Here is a 22,790-nt window from a genome sequence, read left to right on the forward strand (position 1 = left end):
ATATATCTAAATATAACGGTTTATCAATATAGTAATCTGAGAATTTCAAAAATTTTTATCAATATAAGGCTAAATTTCGATATTTAGCTTAGAATTTTGAGCTTACTTTAGAAGCGATCATGGATAGGAGAAAACAAATAATGTTTAGGCTAAGATTATAACACGAAGCAAAAAATTATCACTTGTCCACGACTTCCACACCATTTTGCGCCAAAATTTTCCTAGCCTTAGTGCCGATATTTATGCCTGTGGTTGCGATCGTTTTTAGATTTTTAAACTGCCTAAGCTCGTCTAAGTCAATGCTTTTGATGTCGAATATCCCGTCTTCGCCGTCCCAGTCGGGTGCGATTTGCATGTAAATTTCATTGCCACCGTCAAGCTCGATACGCGTCAGTTCGTCCACAAATTTTGCAGCGATCTCATATTCGCCGAACCACTTTTTCACGGCAGGTATCGCGCCAAGGTAGTCGTATGCGTCCTTGCCGCGCTCAGCGCAGTATTCAAAAACGTCTAATTTTGGCTTTAAAATTTCCCCTTCATACATCAGCTCGTTCATCACGGCGAGCTTGAAATTTAGGTTTTTAAACACGAGTTTTGGCTCGTTTGTGCGCACGATCTCATACTTGTCGCTTGGCTTAGCACGAGATTTTTTAGCATCGTGGTAAAAGCAAATCTCGCTGATCGGCACGGGTGCGTTTCGCACGATACCCTCTATCTCGCCAGTTTCGCTTTTTGCTAGGCGCTCGGCAAAGCTAAATTTCTCGATCCGCTCTCTCACGGCGTCCGCTAACGTCAGCGAAATTTGATACTCGCCGATTCGCACGTCAAGATAGATGTAGGCGTCTCGCAGCTGCTTTTCCTTGACCGCATCAAGCGGGGCTTTACCACCAAAGGTGATCTCGCCGTTAAAAAGCTCGCGCGGAAAGAGCCTTTTGCCTGTGTCTTTTTGGCGTTCGATGAGCAAATTTATCTCTTTTATCCTGCCGCTAGGTTCCGCAAAACACCAAATACCAAGCTCGTCGTAAAGGGCTAAGGCGTTTGGCTCATATCCGCCATTTTTTGCTGCTTTGTAATCAGGCGGCACGATGCGCGGGACGAGGTTTAAAATTTTGTTTAGTTCATCGATCAGAGCGTCATTTGCGAGCAAAATTTCATTTATGAAAACACCTTTTTTACTCACGTCGATTTTTATATTTTGCATGTTTTTTCCTTATAAATTTAAGCCAAAATTTCACTCCGGCGCGATGCAGTCCTCAAAGATAAATTTGTGCTCCTGCGGCAGTATCTCGTAGATCTTGTGCGAGAGCTTTTGGATCTCCCAAAGTGCGGACTTTGACGAGCGCAGGGAGAGGAAATTTTGCAGGCTACGAGCGTTCGCGCTCCACGTGAGCTCGGTTTTGTAGCACTCGGGCAGGCAGTATTTGACGATATCAAGGCTCGTCGTGGTCGTGGCTAAAATTTCTCGCAGGTTTTCGAGCGCTTTGATGCTTGCGTTATCGACCATTTCATTGCCCGTAAGCACGATGTAGTCGCTAGCGCGCTCAAAGCCACCTAGCTCGAATTTTGCCTCTTTTTTGAGCTCTTTTAGCGTGTAGCGCGTGGATTTGACGCTAAGGCTCGCGACTCGGTGACGAGCTAGCTCTTGAAGCAGGGCGCGCGAGATGCCTTGGATGTAGAAGTTATAATAGAGGTGCTCGAGCGTGGAGGCGTGCTTGAATTTATTGCCGACGCGCGAGATGAGCTCGATGTCCTTTTCGCCGCCGTTATCGCCTCGCTCGAAGCTTTGCCAGCACGTGCGGATCGCGTGCGAGCAGATGTTTAGCGGTGTGAAATTTAGAAGGGTGACTTGCATTTTTCGCCTTTGAAATTTTTGTTTTATTTTAGCTATCAAAAGCTTTTTACTCAATAAATCGGGCGCGAATTCACTTGTAAGCGCCAAGCTTTAATGGCTGTCTATTATTGTATGAAAAAGGAAAATTTATAAGTGAAAAAGATTTCGCTGAATTTAAGTTTGACGATGAGACCGAGTTTTTCGAGAGTGAAGTAGAATGGCTAAGCCGACAGATCTGACAAACGACTAGCACGAAAAGAGCGATAAACACGAGATAACGTAGGATGAGTTTGCCGCGTGGTTATCGCTGTATAAGAGTGTTTGATGGTTTGATGATCACAATATCGTCGTAGAGGTAGATGACTGTGCGATCTCGGATGCAAATTTAAAAAGCTAGCACCGTAAATATCGCGATAATTTAAATCAATAAAATTTCTTTAAATTTGCTAAATTCGAGCCTAAATTTAAAAGCATCATATCGCAGATCACGAGCCTTATCATCGCTGTGGCTACGACGCTGCCACGCACTCCGATACAAGGATCATGCCTGCCACGCAGCTCAAATTCCACGCACTCGCCCTTTAAATTTTGCGTTTTTTGGGCTTTAAAAATCGATGGAGTGGGCTTGAAATGGCTCTTTAATACGATGCGTTCGCCCGTGCTGATACCTCCTAGGATGCCTCCGGCGTGATTGCTCAAAAAGCCTTGTTCGCTCATCTCATCGTTATTTTGCGAGCCAAAGAGGCGACTTGCATTTACGCCTTCGCCGATCTCGACGGCTTTCACGCCGTTTATCCCCATCAAAGCCGCCGCCAAAACAGCATCAAGCTTGTAATATAATCCCTCGCCAAGTCCCGTTGGCGCGCCGTCGACGACGCTTAAAACCGACGCTCCCACGCTATCGTGCTGCTCGCGGGCTTTCATGATGAGGCTTTTCATCGCATCTTCGTTTCCAAGCGAGTAAATTTCAGATTTTGATGCCAGATCGAAGTCAGGCTCGCCCGCTACGACGTCTGCGACGCTTAAAACTCCGCTTTTCACGCTCACACCAAACTCGTTTAAAAGCATCTGTGCAAATGCTCCGCCAGCGACCCTGACGGCGGTCTCTCTGGCGCTCACTCTGCCTCCGCCTCTGTGGTCTCTTATGCCAAATTTCTTAAAATAGGTAAAATCAGCATGCCCGGGGCGGAAGATCTCGCGTAAATTTTCATAATCGTTTGATTTTTGATTTTGATTTAAAATCACAAAAGCTATAGGAGCACCGCTGCTAACGCCCTCAAATACACCGCTTAAGATCTCGGCCCTGTCTGCTTCGTCTCTGGCGGTGGCAAATTTATTTCGTCCCGGACGGCGTCGATCAAGCTCGCTTTGTAAAAACTGGGTATCGATCCTCACGCCCGCAGGAAAGCCGTCTATCACGCCTCCGATCGCTGCACCGTGGCTCTCGCCGAAGGTAGTCAAGGTTAGTTTACGTCCAAATGTATTCAAAATTTACCTTTAAATTCTACTTTTTCATCTTCTCAAGTGCGATCTTAGCCGCCATTTGCTGCGCCTCTTTTTTAGAATTTGCGATGGCGCGCGAAATTTCTTTATCGTTTAATAAAAGCGCGATCTCAAATTCTTTCTTATGATCGGGTCCAAACGAGCGCACGAGCTCGTATATAGGCGTCGTGCCCAGGCTTGCTTGCGTGATCTCTTGAAGCGCTGTTTTGTAGTCTTTTACAAGGTGGCTAAAATCGATCTTGGGATAGCAAATTTCAAGCAACCTCACGGCTATTTCACGCACTTTATCAAGCCCAGCTTCAAGATAAACAGCCCCCATCACCGCCTCGAAAGCGTCGCTTAAAAGGCTTGCCTTTTCGCGTCCGCCGTTGTTCGCCTCGGCTGTTGAAAGGTGGATAAATTCTCCGATTTGTAGGTGTCTAGCCATATTTGCAAAGCTTTTTTCATTTACGAGTGCGGCTCTTAGCTTGCTCATATCGCCCTCGTTAGTCTTGCTGAATTTTTTAAAAAGATATTCGCCGACGATGAGATCCATGACCGCATCGCCCAGGAATTCTAGCCGTTCGTTGCTATATGGCAGCTTCGTGCTTTTGTGCGTGAGGGCTTCGTTTAGCAGCTTCGTGTTTTCAAACTCATACCCCAAAAGCTTTTGTAAATTTTCTAAATCTTTCATATATCGGCCTCGTTTTGAAATTTCGTCGCCTTTTCGCGCGCCATCGTATCACACTCCTCGTTTTGCGGGTGCCCGTTGTGGGCTTTTATCCAGCTGGCTGTGACCTTGTGCGGGCGACTGACGCGCAGATACTCTTGCCAAAGCTCGATGTTTTTGACGGGCTTTTTGTCCGAGCCTATGAAATTTTTCTTGACCCAGCCGTCTAACCACGAATTCACAGCATTTGCGACGTATGAGCTATCGGTAAATAGCCTCACCTCGCAGGGCTCTTTGAGTGCTTTTAGCCCTTCGATGACGGCGGTGAGCTCCATTTGATTGTTCGTCGTCATGGCCGCACCGCCGCTATCTTTTTTCACGGCACCGTTAAATTCTAGGATATACGCCCAGCCGCCGGCTCCGGGGTTATTCAGGCATGAGCCGTCGCTAAAAAGTGTTACCGTTTTCATCGTCTGCTTGCGTGATATGAGGCAAAATTTTGACACTTCCTAGCTCGTGGCACATCGGACAGCGGTAAAAGTGCATAGGAAAGGAATTTTTGCAGCTTTTACAAACGTAGTTGAAGCTTAGTGTCGCACCTTTGTAGCCAGCGTCGTTCAGATGCTTTATGACATTTAACTCAAAGCCCTTTATATCGCACTTCTCATCGATCAAGCCCTTCGCGTAAAATAGTGCCCTATACTCGTCGTCGCTTAAATTTACGGGCTTGGTTTGCAGATAGATGAGGTCTATGACTTCGTCTAAAGGCGGGAAATTTTTAAATTCGCTTAAATTTAGCCCGTTTTTTATGAGGATCTGCATCGCCATGCGTTTTAAAAGCGCAAAGTCGCTACTTAAAGCTAAAATTTTATCGCTCTTTTGCTTCGTGTCCAAATTCTTATCGTCAAGGATCGCTATGGCCTTTATATAGGCCTTTTGAGCGCGAACGCTCACGCCCAGCTCTTCTAGGGAATTTAGCGCATAAAGCGCCTCGTCATAGTTTTTTAGCTTCTCGTCTATCATCGTTAAAAAGCGAAGAGCGACCGCATTTCGCGGCGAGAGCTTCAGCGCCTCTAAAAATATATCGTCCGCACGCTTCAAAAAGCCGGCCTTAAAATAAACCTCGCCAAGCTCGTTTAGGATGAATTCTTTCTCGTTTTTGTCCTTGACCTTTGAAAGTGCGATGAGATAGACGCTGATCGCCTTTTCAAAGTCGCCGTTTTTAGCAAAGGTCATACCAAGCACGCTCAGGCTTTGGCTATCTACCTCGGGGCTTAGCAGAATTTGCTTATGTTGCTCGCTGATAGCACTTTGACTGTCAAATTTTCTGATAAATTTCTCGATCTTTTTTTTCTCTTCTTTACTGGAAAATATGCCCCACGCATAGCTAAGTGCGGCTATCATCAAAACGATGCTAAAAAGCACGATGAGGCTAAATATCGGGTCTCGATGCTCTATAAAAAATATATCCACGTTGCTGCTTTAAGTTTAAAATTTACTTGCATTATAGCAAAGCCATAGTATAATTTCGCTTATGATAGAGCCAAAATCCATACAAAAGCTTAAAGATCAAATCGACATCGTAGACATCATCTCACACTACATCCCGGTGCGTAAAATGGGTGCGAATTTCAAATGCGTCTGCCCGTTTCACGACGACAGGAACCCTAGTATGAGCATCAGCCAAAGCAAGCAGATATTCCACTGCTTCGCGTGCAAGGCCGGAGGCGACGCGATAAAATTCGTGATGGATTATGAGAAGCTAAACTACGTAGAAGCCATAGAAAAGATCGCTCAAATTTCAAATTTCAGCCTCGAATACACCAGCGAGCGAAATTTCGCCCCAAAAGAGAACAAACATATCCTTGAAAACGTGAATGCATTTTATAGAAGCGCCTTTTACAAAAACGACGAGGCGGTGCGCTACATCTACTCGCGGGGCATAAACGACGCGATGATAGAGCGCTTCGAGCTTGGCTGGGCGGGCGATAGTGCGCAGACTATAAGGCTACTGGAAAACGAAAAGATCGAGCCGTCCGAGGCGCTGGAGGTCGGCATCGTAAAGCAAAACGAGCGCGGAATTTATGCAAGCTTCATCAGTCGCATAACCTTTCCTATCTATAATCACACGGGAAGGCTCGTGGGATTTGGCGGGCGCACGATCTCGAACAATCCCGCAAAATATGTAAATTCTCCCCAAAGTGCGGTATTTGACAAGTCAAAGCTGCTTTACGGCTATCATTTGGCAAAACAAAAAATTTTCGAGAAAAAGCAGATCATCATCACCGAGGGCTATCTTGATGTCATAATGCTGCATTTTGCGGGCTTTACTAATGCCGTAGCGGTGCTTGGCACGGCTCTAACCGAGAAGCATCTGCCGCTTTTAAAAAGAGACGACATAAGCGTCGTACTTTGCTTTGACGGCGACGTAGCGGGCATAAATGCGGCGATAAAGTCCTCTCATCTTTTAAGCCTGAACGAAATAGACGGCAGCGTCGTCATCATCGCTGGCGGAGCCGATCCTGCCGACATGGTCTTTGCAGGGCGGATAAAGGAGCTTGAGGAGCTTTTTGCTTCAGGTGTGGAGCTTGGAGAATTTTATATCCGTCAAATAGCCAAAAACTACGATCTAACGCGCCCCGTGCAAAAGCAAAAGTGCCTTGAAGAGATCGAGACCTACACGAAAAATCTAAAAAATATCGTCGCTTCCAGCTACGCTCCGTTAGTCGCCAGCTTGCTTGGTATCGATATGAATTCGTTCTCTTTAGGCGGTGCAAGAGCGCAAAATCCACAGCCAAATAGCCAAAATTTCATAAATCGGCCTATCGCTCGCACCCAAAAAGATATCCTTGAAATTTCGATCCTAAAAAGCATGCTTTTTAACGAAAATTTCGCTGCGATCGTGCTAGACACGATAGATGAGAAGTATTTTTTACATCATAAAGAGGGCTTTAGAGCGATCTTGTCTAACAGCAGCGAGAGCGATGAAATTTTACTGCGCGAGATCGAGCTTGACGAGAGTGCGATGGTGATTGGCGATGAGAAAAAGCTGCTGTCGGCCATAGCAAATTTAAAGATAAAATTTTATGAAAATTTACAGCTTCATATCCGCTCTAGTAGCGACTCCGACAAGATAGAAAAGCTACAAAAGATAGCCGCCATAATCAATAATCTAAAATTTCAGATCCGCAACTCATAGATAAATTCCGGGCTTTTTACTACAAAATTACCAAATAGTGCTAAAATTACAAAAGTAATAAAATAATTTAAATTTATTTTTATTTTAGGAGTGCGCATGATAAATCGCAAGAGGCTTCAAGGCGAATTTGAAGCCATTTCTAAATTTGGCGCCCTAGAGAGTGGAGGACTGACTAGGCTTGCCTTCACAAAGGAGGACAAGCAGGCAAGAGAGTATCTGATATCCCTCGTGAAAGAGGCCGGCTTTAGTTTAAAAGAGGACGCGGTGGGCAACATTTACGCTAAATTTGACGACGTGAGCGAGCCGAATTTACCAGCCGTTAGCGTGGGCTCGCACGTAGATAGCGTGCCGTTTGGCGGCTTTTATGACGGCACGCTAGGCGTCATGACCGGGCTTGAGGCCATGCGAGCGATCAAAGAAAGCGGCGTGAAGCTAAAGCGCCCTATTGAGCTCATCGTGTTTTGCTGCGAGGAGTCCAGTCGCTTTAAGATGGCGACCATAGGCAGTAAGATAGTAAGCGGCAAACTGCCTCTTTCAAGGCTGCACGAGCTAAAGGACGAGAGCGGCGTCTCGCTTTACGATGCGATGAGGGATTTTGGCCTAAAGCCGCAAAATTTAGCCGATGCCTTGCTGCCAAAGGGCGCTTTTCACAGCTATCTCGAGCTTCACATCGAGCAAGGCCCAGTGCTAGAGAGGCAAAACATCCCCATAGGCATAGTCACTGGCATCGCAGCGCCTATACGTTATGAGATTTTAGTGCGAGGCAGAGCCGATCACAGCGGCGCTACACCTATGAATATGCGAAACGATGCGCTCGTGGCGGCCAGTCACATCATCATCGCCGCGCAAAATTTCGCCCGAGCTAAAAAGACCGCCGTAGCGACGATCGGCTACGCTCAGACAAAGCCTGGTGTTTTAAACGTCGTGCCGGGCGAAGTGAGGCTTGGCGTAGATATAAGAGATATCGACAAGAGCGATCTTGAGGCGCTTGATAGAGAGCTTAGAGCTTTCGTACAAGATCTTTCGCAAGAGCTGAATTTTAGCTACGAGATAAAAGAGCTCATCAAAGATACGCCGGTCAGACTTAGCGATGAGGTCATAAATTTACTCGAAAACGAGGCGAAAGGACTAGGTATAAAGACGCTGAGGCTTCCAAGCGGAGCTGGGCATGATGCGATGAATATACCGGGTATCGCAAAGCTTGTGGGCATGCTCTTCATCCCGTGCAAGGACGGCATCAGCCACAACATAAATGAGAGCATAAATTTCGATGATGCGTTCAAAGCGACTGAAATTTTAGCCGCTGCAATGATAAAACTATCACAAAACTAAGGAGCAGGATATGGATGAGATCGCAAATAGGGTCTTGGCCCTAAAGGACGAGTTGGTAGCCGATCGTCGCTTTTTCCACTCGCACCCGGAGACCGGCTGGTTCACGTTTTTCACGACCGCCGTCATCGCAAAAAGGATGCGAAATTTAGGCTACGAGGTCAAGCTGGGGCGCGAGGTCGTCGTACCGGAGGCCAGACTTGGCCTTGGCAGTAAGCAACAGTGTGAGGAGGCGATAAAGCGCGCGCGAACGCTTTTAAACGCCGATGAGGCTAAATTTTTAGATGCTATGGAGGACGGACTGACCGGGCTTGTAGCTACTATCGATACGGGCAGGAAGGGGAAATGTATCGCTTATAGGTTCGACATTGACTGCGTCGATGTGACCGAGTGCGGCGAGGATAGCCATAGACCGACGAAAGAGGGCTTTAGCTCCGATAAGCCAGGATGTATGCACGCTTGCGGACATGACGGGCATATCACGATGGGGCTAGCGCTAGCTAAGCTCATAAAGGAAAATTTAAACGATCTAAACGGCAAATTTAAATTTATCTTTCAGACCGCAGAGGAGGGCACTAGGGGCGCCGTGGCGATGGAAAAGGCCGGAGTGCTGAAGGGGGTGGATTATCTTTTTGGCGGACACATCGGCTTTCAATCGACCGAGCCGAGGGCTTTGATATGCGGCACTAAAAAGCTGCTGGCTACGACGAAATTTGACGTGAAGCTCACGGGTCGTTCGGCTCACGCGGCGGGCGCTCCGCAGGAGGGTGCAAACGCCTTGCTAGCCGCCGCTCAAATGGCTCTAAACATGCACGGCATCACTAGAAATTCAAAGGGCGTGACGCGTATAAACGTGGGTGTATTGCGAGCAGGCGAAGGGCGCAACGTCATCGCTCCAAACGGCTATCTAGCGTGCGAGACTAGAGGCGAGACGACCGAGCTTAATGAGTTTATGTTCAACGCTTGTAAAGACATAGTCGATGGCGTTTGTAAAATTTACGGCGTCAGCAGCGAGATAACTATAACCGGAGGCACGGCAGGCGGCGATAGCAGCGAAGAGGTGACGCAAATTTATTACGACGCGGCTTTGGCATCGCCATTTATAGATGATGATAAAATCAAACGCGAGTCTGATTTCAGCGCGTGCGAGGACTTCGCTCACTTTATGCACGCCGTGCAAAACAGCGGTGGCAAAAGCGGCTATCTGATGATAGGCACGAGCCTAAAAGCAGGCCATCATAATGCGAAATTCGACTTTGACGAGGACTCGCTGATGGCAGGGGTCGATGTATTTTTACGATGCGCTTATGCGCTAAATTCAAACATCTAAGGAGGAGAGATGAAAAATGCTTTATTGATCAGCGCTTCAAGCTACCAAGACACGGGCTATCTGCGTCACTGCAAAAACTGGGTCAAGGACTTTTTAGGCGACGCGGGCAAGGATGAAATTTTATTTATCCCATACGCCGGGGTCAGGCGAACGAACGACGAATACGAACAAAAGGTCATCGACCGTCTAAAAAACAAAAATATCAAATCCATACATCACTACGAGGATAAAAAGGCGGCGATAAAGGGCGCAAGAAGTATCTGCGTGGGTGGCGGCAACACCTTCATGCTGCTGCACGATCTTTATAAATTCGGCCTAATCGAGCCTATAAAAGAGGCCGTAGAAAAGGGCGCGAAATACTTCGGCTGGTCCGCAGGAGCGAATATCGCGGGCAAGACGATGATGACCACAAACGATATGCCTATCATCAGGCCTCGCTCTTTTAAATCGCTGAATTTATTTCCCTATCAGATTAACCCTCACTTTATCAGCGGTAAAATTTCAGGTCATAACGGCGAGAGCAGAGAGGAGAGGCTGGAGGAGTTTTTGATAGCGAACAAAAAAGACATCGTCTATGCGCTACCAGAAGGTACGGCACTTGTCATAAAGGGCGACCAAGCAGAGGTGATCGGATATAGCGATATTTTGAAATTCGCTTACGGCAAAGAGATCTCATACATCAAATCAGGAAGCAAATTTAAAATTTAAAGGGGGAGAGAATGCAGACTTTAAAGTTGATCTTATCGGTCTTAGGCGTCATCGCCGTCATCTATCTTTTGATCAAGAAAAGAGAGACCAAAACCGTGCTCATAGCCGTGGGTCTGATACTTTGCGTAGTGGCGTTAAAGCCGATGGGTGCTCTGAGCGCATTTACCGAGTATATGACAAAAGCTGGGCTCATAAAGGCTATTTGTGCTAGTATGGGCTTTGCCTTTGTTATGAAATACACCAAATGCGACCAGCACCTTGTCACGCTACTAACAAGACCGCTTAGGAACATCGGCTTTGTTTTGATACCGATGACTACGATACTGACGTATTTCATCAATATCGCGATACCTTCGGCCGCCGGCTGCTCGGCTGTCGTCGGAGCTACTCTCATACCTTTACTCATGGCTAGCGGCGTTCATCCTGCGATGGCTGGTGCAGCCGTGCTTGCCGGCACATTCGGCGGCGTTTTGAGCCCGGGCTCGGCTCACAACATCTATGTGACCGATCTAGTAAAGAAAAGCGTCGAGACTTACACCGTCCAAGACGTCATCAAAGTGCAAATTCCAAGTGCGTTTATCGCTCTTGCGATAGTTTTGGTCGTTATGATGGTGATGGCGGTCGTTTTTAAAGACTATACCAAAGGCAAAAACTATATGAATGAGAGCGATGCTGTCCAGCCTGAAGCCAGCGAATTTAAGGTAAATTTGATATATGCGCTCATGCCGCTCGTTCCTTTGGCGATATTAGTCGTGGGCGGAACGGAGCTAAGTAAGATAGAGCTGCTCAAATGGACCAAAATGGGCGTGGCTGAGGCGATGATACTAGGAGCTATCGTCACTATCATAGCGACTCTTACAAATCCAGAGAAGATAACGAAGGAATTTTTCAGTGGCATGGGAAAAGCCTACGCCGATATCATGGGTATCATCATCGCAGCCGGGGTATTTGTCGCGGGACTAAAGGCTTGCGGAGCGATAGATGTGGTCATCGAGTGGCTAAAAGTCGATCAAAGCTATGTGAAATTCGGCGGGACTTTCGTGCCTTTCATCATGGGCGTAGTCACGGGCTCTGGCGATGCGGCTACATTTGCGTTCAACCAAGCCGTCACTATCCACGCAGCCGATCTTGGCTTTGCGCAAGATAAGCTTGGTATGGCGGCTGCTATTTCAGGAGCGCTTGGCAGGAGCGCATCGCCTATCGCTGGAGCTGCTATCGTGTGCGCCGGACTTGCCATGGTAAATCCTATCCAACTTGCGAAGCGAACGTTTTTAGGTATGCTGCTTTCAGTCGTAGCGATCGCATTTTTCGTTATCTAAATTTAGGAGGCGGACATGGATATAGTGCAGAGGTTTTTAAACTACACCAAGATAAACACGACCACAAACAGAGCTAACGGCGCAGCAGGCATCATGCCGTCAAATCCTACCGAGCTCGAGCTGGCCAAACTCATAAAAAGCGAGCTGGAAGCGCTTGGCATAAAAGATATCAGCCTCGATGAAAGAGCGATATTGATCGCCAAAATCCCGGCAAATCACGATAAAATTTCGCCCAAGATCGCCTTTTTCGCACATCTTGACACGAGCGCAGAGCAAACAGCCGACACGAAAGCCAAGATCGTAAAATACGAGGGCGGCGACATCTGCTTAAACGACGAGCTTGGAATTTTTCTAAAATTTAGCGACAACCCAGAGCTTGAAAACTACGTAGGAGACGATATCGTCGTGACTGACGGCACCAGCCTTTTAGGAGCGGACGATAAAGCCGCGATCGCCAGCATCGTAAATGCGCTTGAATATTTCGTGAAAAACCCGGACGTCAAGCACGGCGAAGTGATCGCTTGCTTCGTGCCTGACGAGGAGCAGGGTTTGCGTGGTGCAAAGGCGCTTGATGCGAGTAAGCTGGGGGCTGATTTTGGATACTGTCTGGACTGCTGCGAAATAGGCGAGTTCATCTATGAAAACTGGAATGCCGGAGACTGCGTGCTTACTTTTAAAGGCGTCTCGGCTCATCCTATGAACGCCAAAGGAAAGCTCGTAAATTCGCTTTTGATGGCGCATAAATTTATCTCGCTCCTACCGGGTGGCGAAGCACCCGAATACACCGAGGGCAAGGAAGGATATTTTTGGGTCAAGGAGCTTAGTGGAAACAGCGCGAAAACGATCCTAAAGCTTGATATAAGAGAATTTGACGAGCAAAAATACAAAGAGCGGATGCAGTTTTTGCAAAATTTAGCCGATGGCCTGAACGTCGTTTGGGACGGCCGCATCGAGATCACGCTAAATGACAGATATAAAAACGTTTATAGCTTTTTAAAAGACGAGAGTGCGCCGGCGATAGTGCTGGCCAAGCAAGCCTTTAAAAACCTCGATATCGTGCCAAAGATCAAGCCTATGCGCGGCGGATACGACGGAGCGGTGATCTCTAGCAAGGGCGTGCCTACACCAAATATCTTTACCGGCGGGCATAACTTTCACTCCATTTACGAATACTTGCCGGTCAGATCGCTAAGAGCCGCGAGTGAGGTGATAAAAGAGATAGTAAAACTAGCCGCAAAGGGGTGAGATTAAAATTTCACCCCCGCCACTTACCGCGCCATCTTTACAAAATTTCAAATTTTAAGTAGTATTTTGGCTTTAAAATGGAGTTAGGATGAAGGCATTAGCGTTATTTAGCGGCGGACTTGACAGTATGCTCGCGATGAAAATCATCAGCGATCAAGGCATCGAGGTCGTGGCGCTTTATATGGATACCGGCTTTGGCGTGGACGAGGACAAGCACGCCGTTTTAGAGCGCCGGGCGAATTTAGCCGGGGCGAAATTTAAGGTCGTAGATATGCGAAACGAGTATCTACGCGATGTGCTTTTTAGCCCGAAATACGGCTACGGCAAGCAGTTTAACCCCTGCATCGACTGTCACGGTTATATGTTTAAGACCGCCTTAAATATGCTAAAAAGCGAGGGGGCGGACTTTATCATCACGGGCGAGGTCTTGGGGCAGCGACCGATGAGTCAGCGCAGGGAGGCGCTATTTCAGGTCAAGCGCCTAGCAGACGATGAAAACGACCTCGTGCTTCGTCCGATGTGTGCGAAGCTCTTAGCCCCTACAAAACCCGAGCGCGAGGGCTGGGTCGATCGCGAAAAGCTCATGGCCATAAGCGGGCGCGACAGAAAACCGCAACTAAAAATGGCGGCGGAATTTGGCTTTGAGGACTATGCGACGCCGGGCGGTGGGTGTTTGCTCACTATCGATAGCTTCGCCGTAAAGATAAAAGACTATCTGAAATTTGACGCGCAGATGCGCGATATCGACGTTACATGGCTAAAGCTGGGGCGTCATTTGCGCCTAAAAAACGGCGCGAAGCTAGTCATAGGGCGCGACGAAGCGGACAATAACGCGCTTGAAGCCAGCCCGAACGATAAATTTAAAGCCGTAAAATTTGACGAAAATGACGATATCGTGGGGGCTAGAAGCTTTTTAAGCGTAGGGGCTGATGATGAGGATGCGCGCTTTGCCGCTCGTCTCGCGCTCGCTTATACAAAGGCCGCCAAGGATAGGACTTACAAAGTAACGATCGCAGATAAAATTTTAGAAGTAGAGCCTATCGATAAAAGCGCGGCGCAGGAATTTTTCGTCAAGTAGCTTGAGATGAGATCGTGCGCGTTTGACGAGAGCTTGCTTTTTGAGATGTGAGTAGAGCGATTTAAAGGCGCTTGAAGCTCTAAATTTCGGCTAGATTTGCTGAAATTTAAAATTTGCTAAATTTTAGCTAAAAATAAGTTCGCAGATTGTATAATCCACGCACTCATTATTTTGTAGTCACGGTAGCTCAGCTGGTTAGAGCGCTGGTCTCATAAGCCGGAGGTCGGGAGTTCAAGTCTCCCCCGTGACACCATAAATACCTAAACTACGATGTTTCTACAATATTATATTGCAGTTACCTTTCATTAAATATAGCTTAATGTTTGTAGCAAAACAAAATTTTATGTAGCAAATTTTTAAGCTTGCAGTAATTTTAACACGTTTTTTGTAAAATTTTAAAAAACAAGTAAAATTTTTTAACGAATCATCTACTATGATATAATCTGTCACTCTACTGGGTTAAATTTTTACCATAACTTAAATAAAATGAGTATAGATGTGTAGTAAAAATGGCGTTTATAGCTATTGAATATGGGCTAAAAAATATTTTTGATGATTATGATTTATTCATATTTCCTAGCAATAAAACACAAAATAGAGATAGGCTGCATAAGCATCACGAGATCCTGCGTGTGTCAAATACCGGCTCCCATTTATAAAGATAAAAGAGCCAGAGTATTTAAAGGCAAAATTTGAGAATTTGCTTGGAGAGTATTTGGTGCGCAATTGATGATGATGCAATAATTTTTATTTGGTAATTTTAAGATATTTGTTTCGATTCCTCATATAAATACTAGCATTAAGTAATTCATAAGTATTTTTATGCTATACAATCAATTATAAGCAAAAACCCCTTGATATATCGTGCTTTTTAAAACATAAAATCATTTTTTTATTCTACTTACTATCAAATTCATTGACTCGACTATAAAAAAAGATTATAATGCTCACAATTTTTAAAAATATATTAATTAAAAAAGGAACCAGCATGAATAAAACTAATTAAAAGCAGAGGCTCTATTTAAGTTGTTAAAAGAGAACCTCTACGATAGGTTGTTAGGACTCCTATTGTAATAGTTCTCTACTTTTAAATTACTTAAATAAAAACCTTATCAACAACTACTATATTAAAGCAATGGGCACACTATAGGTATGCCCATTTGGTGAGATAGCTATTGCTGTCTTTATAAAATTTTAAAAGTCATAGGAGAAAAATATGGCAATCAAAAATACAATTTTAAATGATTTAAAAATCATTAGAAAAAACAAGAAAAAAGAGGAGATTAAACAAGTATGTATTGAAGTCTTGTTCCCAGAAAAAGCAACACTCAAAGAATGCAAGTTACTAATCGAAAGTCATTATAGCGTAAAGCTATCAAATAAAGAGTTTTTCAAATGGAAGAAAGAATATGAAGTACAAATAACAAATCAATCATCTGATGCAGATCAAATTTCTGAGGTTAAAGAAGATAATAAAAAAGATGAGGAACTAAGCAATGGCACTAACAATCAAGAGTAGCGATACAGCAGTTGCGGCAAATGCCGTAATTGCTCTACAAGAACATATCGAAATGAGCAATAAGGCTAGTGAAAATATTAGAAATAATATTGAACTTTTTAATCAAGCCGCAGATAGCTTTGATAAAAGCTTTAAAGAAAAAATAGAACTTATAGAGCAAGGAGGTATTGAACTTATAAATGCAACAAAAGAGATTCAAAACAACTTTCAAAATACTCTAAAGAGTGCAGATAAAACTATATCAAAGATTAACTCATCTTTTAGCTCTTTGATGAAAAAGATAGTATATGCATTAATTGCCTTTTTATTTATAGAAGTGGCCTTCTTTTTGGGCTACTTGTTTTATGATAGCTATAAGACAAATGAAACCAAAGCTGCGCTACAAAATAGGCTAGATAAAGCACTTTATAACGTGTCTAATCTTAAAGGCTTTATCATTCATATCTACAACCAAGATAGCCAAAAAGCTAACGAAGATTTTACTAAATGGCTAAACACAAATGGTGGCAGCAATGTTTGGTAGTAAGCAAATTTTTCTAATAGCAAGACACATACAATGTATGACACTTCGTTTTCATACCTTGTATAATCTTGCTCTGCCGAGGGCTACAATGCGAGATATAAGAAGCGTTAAAACGCTTCATCTCGCTAACACATTTTATGAAAGGATATCATATGTCAAAAAATGTCAAGGATAAGGTGCTCTCCGCAAGGATCACTTATCAACAATATGATAAGTTATCTAAAATAGCTTTAGAGTTAGATATGTCAAGATCAGAAATTATTTCCTATCTTATTGATAATGGAATTACAAACTCTGAACCCATAAAAAAGAAGGAGCTAGATCCAGCAATCCTTGCAAATTTTTCTAGACCTTTTAATAACATTAATCAAATAGCAAAGAAACTAAATATAGCTTATAAGACCAGTGGTAATATAGATTTAGAAGTGATACTGCGAGCACAAGAAGATTTGTACAAAACTCAATCAGTGCTAACTGAAATTTTAAGCCTAATAAGGAGTAGATATGATAGTTAAGATCTCAAAGGGAGAAAAAGGCATAGCTGATTATCTAAAAACTGGCAAGAAAAGAGATTCAAAGCTAACTAGAGATGAAAAAGATGATAGATTGCCACTGGCTGGAAATTTAGATCTTATTGAGATGTCTGAAAAGCACCAGAGCAAGAAAAAGAGTAAGAAACATAACTACTATCATATATCCTTGTCATTTACTTCAGAGGAGTGGAACAAACTATATGAAAGTGGCAATATAGATGAGTTTATAATGGACTTTTTGAGGCTCACTTTCCCAAATCACGACATAGATGAGCTACTTTTTTATGCTGAAGCTCATTTGCCTATAATCAAAGAAGAACCATATATTCCTCGTCCAGAAGGGGCGCTAGAAAATAGAACATTAAACAAGAAACATAAAAACGGTGAACCACTAAAAAGAGAGCCTCATATTCATCTAATAGTCTCTTTTGAAAATATGAAATTTACTCATAGTGTAAAAACTGGTGGAGTTATATATACAAAAGGTGCAGCCAAGCAACAAGTAAAAGCTATTATGGCTAAATCAGCAGAGAAATTTAAAAGAGTAGTTAATGACATCTTATCTAACAAGTATGGATTAAATAATATAGAGCCTTTAAGTATGGATGAAGACCAACTAAAAAAACAATATGAAAGCTTTAAAAGTGCAGCACAAAAGGTTAAGAAAGGCAAAGAAAAAGATACACGGATAAAGATAGAAACAGATGTGGTGATCGAGCCAAAAGCTAATACAAAAGAGCAAAATATAAGTGTTGAAGAGCTGCTAGCTGACGCTAAAAATTCTACAGCTGATTATCTATTAAGAATGATAGAAGAAGATGAGAGTTTCAAAAAAGACTACTATGATAGAGCAAAGAGGCTTAATGCAGTGGATATAAGAGAATTTTTGCCTATGATCAATGCAAAATTTAACATCACCGCAAAAGCTGAAATGGTAAATGATAAATATAAAGTAAGAGTGGATGGGTTTAAGGGAACTTATAATCTAACTGATCTAATGTGTAAGATAGTCTATAATGGTAGAAAAGGAGCGTTATTTCACGTGGTTAATGAACTAGAGCAAATGCTTATAGAGCTTCAAGCCAATAAAAATGAGCCAAAGATAACATTGAGTGTGAGCAGTGACTTTGGCGCGCCAAATAAGGACCCAAAAACTCAAGTGCTAAATAACTGGGAAACGATACTAATAGAGCCATACAATCTAAAATCAATACTTAAAAACTATTCAGCTATATCAGTGGCAGGTTTTAAAGATAAAAGTGAAGAAGCTAGTAGTATTGATGGCATAACTCCTACACTTATATATGATATAGATAACTCTAAATTTAGTGCAAATGATGCTCAAAATTTACTACAAAGCAAAGGAATAAAAGGCTTCATATACCCAACTACCTATCAAGTACCGGATACAAAAGTAGAGAAATTTAAACTTATCATACCCACAACAAGGGCTCCAAGCTTAAATGAATATGATGAATACATAAAAGAGATAACAAGAGAGCTTGGGTTATATAACATAGTAAATAACTCCAGCTTGCATCCTAGTAAATTTCACTACACTCCAGTGCCAGGATCTGAAGTTATAAGCATTAGTGGAAAAACTTTTGATAATACAAGAGCCATTGAAGATGCGGGCTTAAAAACAGATATTAATAATATGGATATTAAAGCCATATATGAAGATTTACAAAATCTAAGAAAATATGAGCTTGGCCGTGAACCAAAAGATACCAACTCACATATTAAAAGAGCAAGCTATCAAGCTATATCATCAAAGATTCCAATAAAAGAGTTAATAGAATACTTTGACGAGAGTACTATGGTTAAAAAATATAAAGATTATCAAATACTTTCTGGTAAGAGCGGCAGATACCTATACCTACCAGAAGAAAACACAGCCTACTCTTTTAACCAAAATAGACACTATACTCCATATATCTACATTAGAGATAAATTTTATGAAGCAGCCAGAAAGATAAAAACTAGATTTTATGATGATGACGATCTCATTAAAAAGCTAGGTATTACACAAAATGAATATGAAGGCTTCGTAAAAGGCATCGATTACCATCTAGATATAAATAGATACTATTTAGCTTTTATAAATAGAACCGAAAACTTTAAAAAATATCTATCAGATATAGTTCGAATTAACTACCAAGGCCTAATTTATAACATAAAAACCTATATGAAAAATTGGCAGGATATGCAAGGTTTTAATAAGCTAAAGGAGCGTTATAAAACAGATAAGATATATCTAACAAATGATCATATATTATTTGGTTCACTAAAAATAACAAAGCAAGAGCTATACGATCAAGGACTTGATAAGAACTTTGGAGTAAAGCAATCAAAACAACAATCAAGTGAGATAAAAGCTATAGAGCAAAACGTGAAGTCAGGATATGATAGTTTGGGAAGGTAGATTATCGTAAGCTGTTATAGAGGTCAAGTTATTGGCATTATATCTTCTTGGCCATCTCTCACCCCATAAAACCAAACGGCAAGGCAAACATATCATCATCTAGCTTCATAGCCGTATCTCCAGCATAAAAAACTATGCCCTTGTCAAATTTACTTTGCAAATTCTCTTTTAGATGGTAGATATGTTTAAAGTCATCTTTGCTGATTGTTTTTGAGGACTTGACCTCTATGGCTATGAGTTTACCTGATATCTCAAGGATAAAGTCTATCTCTTTTTGATCGCTCGTTCTATAATAATATATATTTGCTCTTTTTTTGCTACTTGTATTTGCCTTTAGTAGTTCATCAAATACAAACGTCTCATATATGGCACCTTTATATGAAGAATTTGCAAGCTCTTGCGCTGAAGAAATTTGAAGTAAGTGTGCCAGCACCCCTGTGTCGGTAGCAAAAATTTTAGGTGTTTTTATGAGCCTTTTTAGAGCGTTGTTAAAGTATGGCTGAAGCTTTTGGATCTGATAGGTATGCTCAAGCACGCTAAAATAGCTATCAAAGGTCTTGTTATCAAGCCCAGACTCTAAACATAGCTCGTTTTTGTTAAAGATGTTGCCGCTTCTTAGCATACATAGGCGGTACATAGTGATAAATTTATCCATATTTCTGATGTTGCCTATCTCTTTGGCGTCTGATTCTATATATGTTCTTATATATGAGCTAAACCAGAGATATTTTGATTTCTCTGAGCTTATCTTTGTGATCTCTGGGTAGCCGCCGTTTATGATCTTCTCAGATAAGCCGTCGTTGTCATATTTTCTAAGCACCAGATGGCCTATATCGCTACTTAAAATATCTATCAAATTTTCATCACTATGGCCTAACTCTTTTTGAGAAAGCGGATAGAGTTCCACTATGCCTATCCTACCAGCAAGTGAGTCTGATATATCTTTAAAGCCTTTTAAATTTGCAGAGCCGGTTAGTATGAACTGACCGTTTGTTCTGTTTTTATCTACAAATTCTTTTATAGCTAAAAGCAGTATGGGAACTCTTTGTATCTCATCTATCACGATAGGCTTACTACAGTGTTCTATAAAGCCTTTTGGGTCGTTTCTTGCGGATTCATATATATTAATATCGTCAAGCGTTACGTAATTTGGTATATCTAAATTTAATGCAAGGGTTGATTTGCCAACTTGCCTAGCTCCGCTTATCAAAAGCACAGGAAAGCTTTTCATATACTCTTTTATCTCATCAGCTACGGCTCGTTTGATGTACATAGTATTTTATCCTTAAATATTTAGGAGTATAATACTACAATATATATAAATTTACAAGGATGGTTTGGTTAAGATAATTGTATATTTAAATTTAATTCGAACTAAAACTGGCAAGATTAAGTCAGTCACTGTGATTTTCCATCACACTGAGTATTTTATTGGTAGAGTTTTAAGCAATATCACCTCAGATTTTCATATTGACAAATGGTGGCCAAATTTTACCTCAAAAGGAGCAGCACAATAACCATTTTTGGAATATTGCACAGGCTCTTTTATATTGCGACCTAACTTCCCAATAAATTTTTACCTCATAACTTTATCCAGTAGTGATTTATAGCTATCCACTACGTCATAGACCACGCTATCGTTGCTTATAGCCTTAAAATGCTCCTTTGCGCAGTGGATTTTGGACTCTTCGACTTGGCGAAGCTGCATAGAGTTCATAGACCCTTTAGTCTCCGCGACAAAATAAACGTGCTTGATATCACCCTCATAAAATGCAATCGCCCTAAAAAGACAAACCTCTCCAGATACATCAGTCATATATATAGACGAATTTAAAGGAAATATAGAAAAAGAGAAATATCAGCTAGCGATGTATGATAAAAACCGTAAACTAGTAGATATATTAAGAAATAGACATTCACAAACAATAAAAAATATAATAAACGAATTTGAAATACAACCACAAGTAGTTGTAATGGATATGTTTAAGCCATTTAGAAGCGTAATAAATAGTAATATAGTTCAGGCCCAAATAGTAGCAGATAAATATCATGTAATAAGACAAGGGATATGGGCATTAAGAGATTTAAGAGTAGAATTATTTAACAAAGACAATGAAAAGTATAAGAAGTTAAAAAAATATTGGAAAATACTAAGTAAAAGCCCAATAAGTCAGTTTAGTCAAAGACAAAAAGAAATATTAAAAGAGATATTAAAAGTAGATAAGACATTGAAAAAGATGTATAGAATAATAAAAGAATTTTACAAGATGTTTGAGAGCAAGACAGTAAAGACAATGAGAAGGAGAATAGAACAATTAATTGAAAAATTGAGAGTATTTAATATAAAGCAAAGTATAAAACTAGCAGATACAATAACAAGTTGGAAAAAAGAGATAATAAATATAGTAGAATATAAAATAAACAATGGGTTTGTAGAAGGAAATAACAACAAAATAAAAGTAATAAAAAGAGTATCTTATGGACTAAGAAACTATGAAAGATTTAGAAAATTGATATATTTACGTCTTTGCAATAGATAGAGGTGTTTTTACACCCCCACTATTGACAAAGAACCATAATAAATTTTATCCGCTCTATAAATTTAAAAATTGAATACCCTTTTTACATACATTTAAAAGAAAAATTTATATATAATCCTAAGATAAAAAATTAATAATTATACTTAAGGAGCAAACGTGCAAATTCCTATTCGCTACGGCAAAGATGATATTATCGACCTAAGCGTTCCGGAAAAAAATTTACTGAGAGTTTTTAACCCCAACCCCGTGACTAAATTCGACGAAACGACACTCATCGCAAAGGCTCTAGCTAATCCGATAAATCAAAAAAGCTTTGATGAGTTTATCGCTGGCGATGAAAAAATCGTCATCATCGTAAACGACGGCACTCGTCCGACTCCTACAGCTAAAATTTTAAAGCAAATTTACCCAAAAATTCGCGATAAAAATAAAATTTTCATCATCGCTACTGGCTGCCACAGAGAGGGCATACTAGATGAATACAATATGATATTTTCTAAAGAAATTTATCCAGAGATCAGAGCTAAAAACGAAGTTCATGACCACGACTCAAAGCATGATGAAATGGTCTTTTTAGGCGAGAGCAAAAACGGCACGCAGATGTATCTAAACAAGATCGTGGCTGAAGCTAAAAAAGTGATCGTCATAGGTTCGGTAGAGCCTCATTATTTTGCAGGCTACACTGGCGGTAGAAAGGCCTTTTTACCAGGCACCGCATCATACGAGAGCATCACACAAAACCACAAACTAGCCCTTAGTCCTGACGCTCAGGCACTGCGCCTTGAAGGTAACCCCGTGCATGAAGATATGATCGATGCGATGAAGGTGCTTTCAAATATCGACGTATTTTCTATACAAACCGTGCTTGATAGCGAACATGGCGTCTATTACGCAAGTGCTGGCGATCTAAACGATAGTTTTTATGACTGCGTGAAAAAGGCAGACGAGGTCTTTTGCGTAAATATTCCGCGCAAGGCAGATATCGTGATCTCGGTCGCGCCCTATCCGATGGACGTCGACCTTTATCAGGCGCAAAAGGGTGCGGACGCAAAAATAGTC

Annotated in this window: 20 protein-coding genes, 1 tRNA gene and 1 pseudogene; 14 read left to right on the plus strand and 8 right to left on the minus strand. The window is 42.0% G+C overall.

Translation table 11 applies throughout. The features are described from left to right. Positions 1–178: 178 nt before the first annotated feature. The 6 genes from HMPREF1139_RS02025 to HMPREF1139_RS02050 form a co-directional block, all read right to left on the minus strand. Entirely contained in the window at positions 179–1,201 is a 1,023-nt protein-coding gene (locus HMPREF1139_RS02025; protein WP_009649816.1) for a DUF6892 domain-containing protein, read from the minus strand. Positions 1,202–1,231: 30 nt separating this feature from the next. Then, on the minus strand, positions 1,232–1,852 hold the full coding sequence (gene thyX, locus HMPREF1139_RS02030; RefSeq protein WP_034965939.1) for an FAD-dependent thymidylate synthase: 621 nt from the start codon (positions 1,850–1,852) through the stop codon (positions 1,232–1,234). A gap of 402 nt (positions 1,853–2,254) precedes the next feature. After that, complete coding sequence (gene aroC / locus HMPREF1139_RS02035) at positions 2,255–3,319, minus strand: chorismate synthase (protein WP_009649556.1); 1,065 nt, start codon at positions 3,317–3,319, stop codon at positions 2,255–2,257. A gap of 16 nt (positions 3,320–3,335) precedes the next feature. Continuing rightward, on the minus strand, positions 3,336–4,007 hold the full coding sequence (gene rnc, locus HMPREF1139_RS02040) for a ribonuclease III (RefSeq protein WP_009649692.1): 672 nt from the start codon (positions 4,005–4,007) through the stop codon (positions 3,336–3,338). Then, complete coding sequence (gene rnhA / locus HMPREF1139_RS02045) at positions 4,004–4,453, minus strand: ribonuclease HI (protein ID WP_009649799.1); 450 nt, start codon at positions 4,451–4,453, stop codon at positions 4,004–4,006. The genes rnc and rnhA overlap by 4 nt, the downstream gene beginning before the upstream one ends. Continuing rightward, on the minus strand, positions 4,431–5,456 hold the full coding sequence (locus HMPREF1139_RS02050; protein WP_009649785.1) for a tetratricopeptide repeat protein: 1,026 nt from the start codon (positions 5,454–5,456) through the stop codon (positions 4,431–4,433). The genes rnhA and HMPREF1139_RS02050 overlap by 23 nt, the downstream gene beginning before the upstream one ends. Positions 5,457–5,517: 61 nt before the next feature. Here HMPREF1139_RS02050 and dnaG point away from each other — a divergent pair, with 61 nt between their 5' ends. From dnaG to HMPREF1139_RS02110, 12 genes are all read left to right on the plus strand, one after another. Next, entirely contained in the window at positions 5,518–7,182 is a 1,665-nt protein-coding gene (dnaG, locus tag HMPREF1139_RS02055; RefSeq protein WP_009649684.1) for a DNA primase, read from the plus strand. A gap of 96 nt (positions 7,183–7,278) precedes the next feature. Continuing rightward, positions 7,279–8,514 (plus strand): M20 family metallo-hydrolase, encoded by a 1,236-nt coding sequence (locus HMPREF1139_RS02060; protein WP_009649772.1) that lies wholly within the window; start codon positions 7,279–7,281, stop codon positions 8,512–8,514. Between the two features lie 10 nt (positions 8,515–8,524). Further along, the gene (locus tag HMPREF1139_RS02065) at positions 8,525–9,841 is read left to right on the plus strand and encodes an amidohydrolase (RefSeq protein ID WP_009649664.1); all 1,317 of its coding nucleotides are present in this window, start codon (positions 8,525–8,527) and stop codon (positions 9,839–9,841) included. 9 nt (positions 9,842–9,850) lie between these two features. Further along, complete coding sequence (gene pepE, locus HMPREF1139_RS02070; RefSeq protein WP_009649823.1) at positions 9,851–10,549, plus strand: dipeptidase PepE; 699 nt, start codon at positions 9,851–9,853, stop codon at positions 10,547–10,549. Positions 10,550–10,560: 11 nt separating this feature from the next. Continuing rightward, the gene (gene dcuC, locus HMPREF1139_RS02075; RefSeq protein ID WP_009649824.1) at positions 10,561–11,868 is read left to right on the plus strand and encodes a C4-dicarboxylate transporter DcuC; all 1,308 of its coding nucleotides are present in this window, start codon (positions 10,561–10,563) and stop codon (positions 11,866–11,868) included. A 15-nt stretch (positions 11,869–11,883) separates the two neighbouring features. Beyond that, complete coding sequence (gene pepT, locus HMPREF1139_RS02080; protein ID WP_009649675.1) at positions 11,884–13,113, plus strand: peptidase T; 1,230 nt, start codon at positions 11,884–11,886, stop codon at positions 13,111–13,113. Positions 13,114–13,201: 88 nt separating this feature from the next. Continuing rightward, the gene (locus tag HMPREF1139_RS02085; RefSeq protein ID WP_009649587.1) at positions 13,202–14,191 is read left to right on the plus strand and encodes an argininosuccinate synthase domain-containing protein; all 990 of its coding nucleotides are present in this window, start codon (positions 13,202–13,204) and stop codon (positions 14,189–14,191) included. Positions 14,192–14,367: 176 nt separating this feature from the next. After that, positions 14,368–14,444, plus strand: a tRNA-Met gene (locus HMPREF1139_RS02090). 963 nt (positions 14,445–15,407) lie between these two features. Next, positions 15,408–15,710 carry a hypothetical protein gene (locus HMPREF1139_RS02095; RefSeq protein ID WP_034965941.1) on the plus strand — a complete coding sequence of 101 codons (303 nt, stop codon included), beginning with the start codon at positions 15,408–15,410 and terminating at the stop codon, positions 15,708–15,710. Next, positions 15,688–16,233 carry a hypothetical protein gene (locus tag HMPREF1139_RS02100; RefSeq protein WP_009649511.1) on the plus strand — a complete coding sequence of 182 codons (546 nt, stop codon included), beginning with the start codon at positions 15,688–15,690 and terminating at the stop codon, positions 16,231–16,233. The genes HMPREF1139_RS02095 and HMPREF1139_RS02100 overlap by 23 nt, the downstream gene beginning before the upstream one ends. Positions 16,234–16,385: 152 nt before the next feature. Beyond that, entirely contained in the window at positions 16,386–16,748 is a 363-nt protein-coding gene (locus tag HMPREF1139_RS02105; RefSeq protein ID WP_034965943.1) for a plasmid mobilization relaxosome protein MobC, read from the plus strand. Beyond that, the gene (locus HMPREF1139_RS02110) at positions 16,738–19,191 is read left to right on the plus strand and encodes an aminotransferase (protein WP_009649835.1); all 2,454 of its coding nucleotides are present in this window, start codon (positions 16,738–16,740) and stop codon (positions 19,189–19,191) included. The genes HMPREF1139_RS02105 and HMPREF1139_RS02110 overlap by 11 nt, the downstream gene beginning before the upstream one ends. A gap of 58 nt (positions 19,192–19,249) precedes the next feature. On the opposite strand, the gene HMPREF1139_RS02115 is transcribed toward HMPREF1139_RS02110, so the two are convergent. After that, positions 19,250–20,464 carry an ATP-binding protein gene (locus HMPREF1139_RS02115; protein WP_009649509.1) on the minus strand — a complete coding sequence of 405 codons (1,215 nt, stop codon included), beginning with the start codon at positions 20,462–20,464 and terminating at the stop codon, positions 19,250–19,252. 303 nt (positions 20,465–20,767) lie between these two features. Beyond that, positions 20,768–21,007 (minus strand): restriction endonuclease, encoded by a 240-nt coding sequence (locus HMPREF1139_RS11945; protein WP_083845021.1) that lies wholly within the window; start codon positions 21,005–21,007, stop codon positions 20,768–20,770. A 4-nt stretch (positions 21,008–21,011) separates the two neighbouring features. Between HMPREF1139_RS11945 and HMPREF1139_RS02120 the strand changes: the two genes are divergently transcribed. Together HMPREF1139_RS02120 and larA are read left to right on the plus strand one after the other, a co-directional pair. Next, the gene (locus HMPREF1139_RS02120; protein ID WP_083827858.1) at positions 21,012–21,731 is read left to right on the plus strand and encodes a transposase; all 720 of its coding nucleotides are present in this window, start codon (positions 21,012–21,014) and stop codon (positions 21,729–21,731) included. Positions 21,732–21,887: 156 nt separating this feature from the next. Continuing rightward, positions 21,888–22,778 (plus strand): annotated as a pseudogene (gene larA / locus HMPREF1139_RS02125) (nickel-dependent lactate racemase); the annotation flags it as partial. Positions 22,779–22,790: the final 12 nt, after the last annotated feature.

This window comes from Campylobacter sp. FOBRC14 (assembly GCF_000287855.1).
Lineage (GTDB): Bacteria > Campylobacterota > Campylobacteria > Campylobacterales > Campylobacteraceae > Campylobacter_A > Campylobacter_A curvus.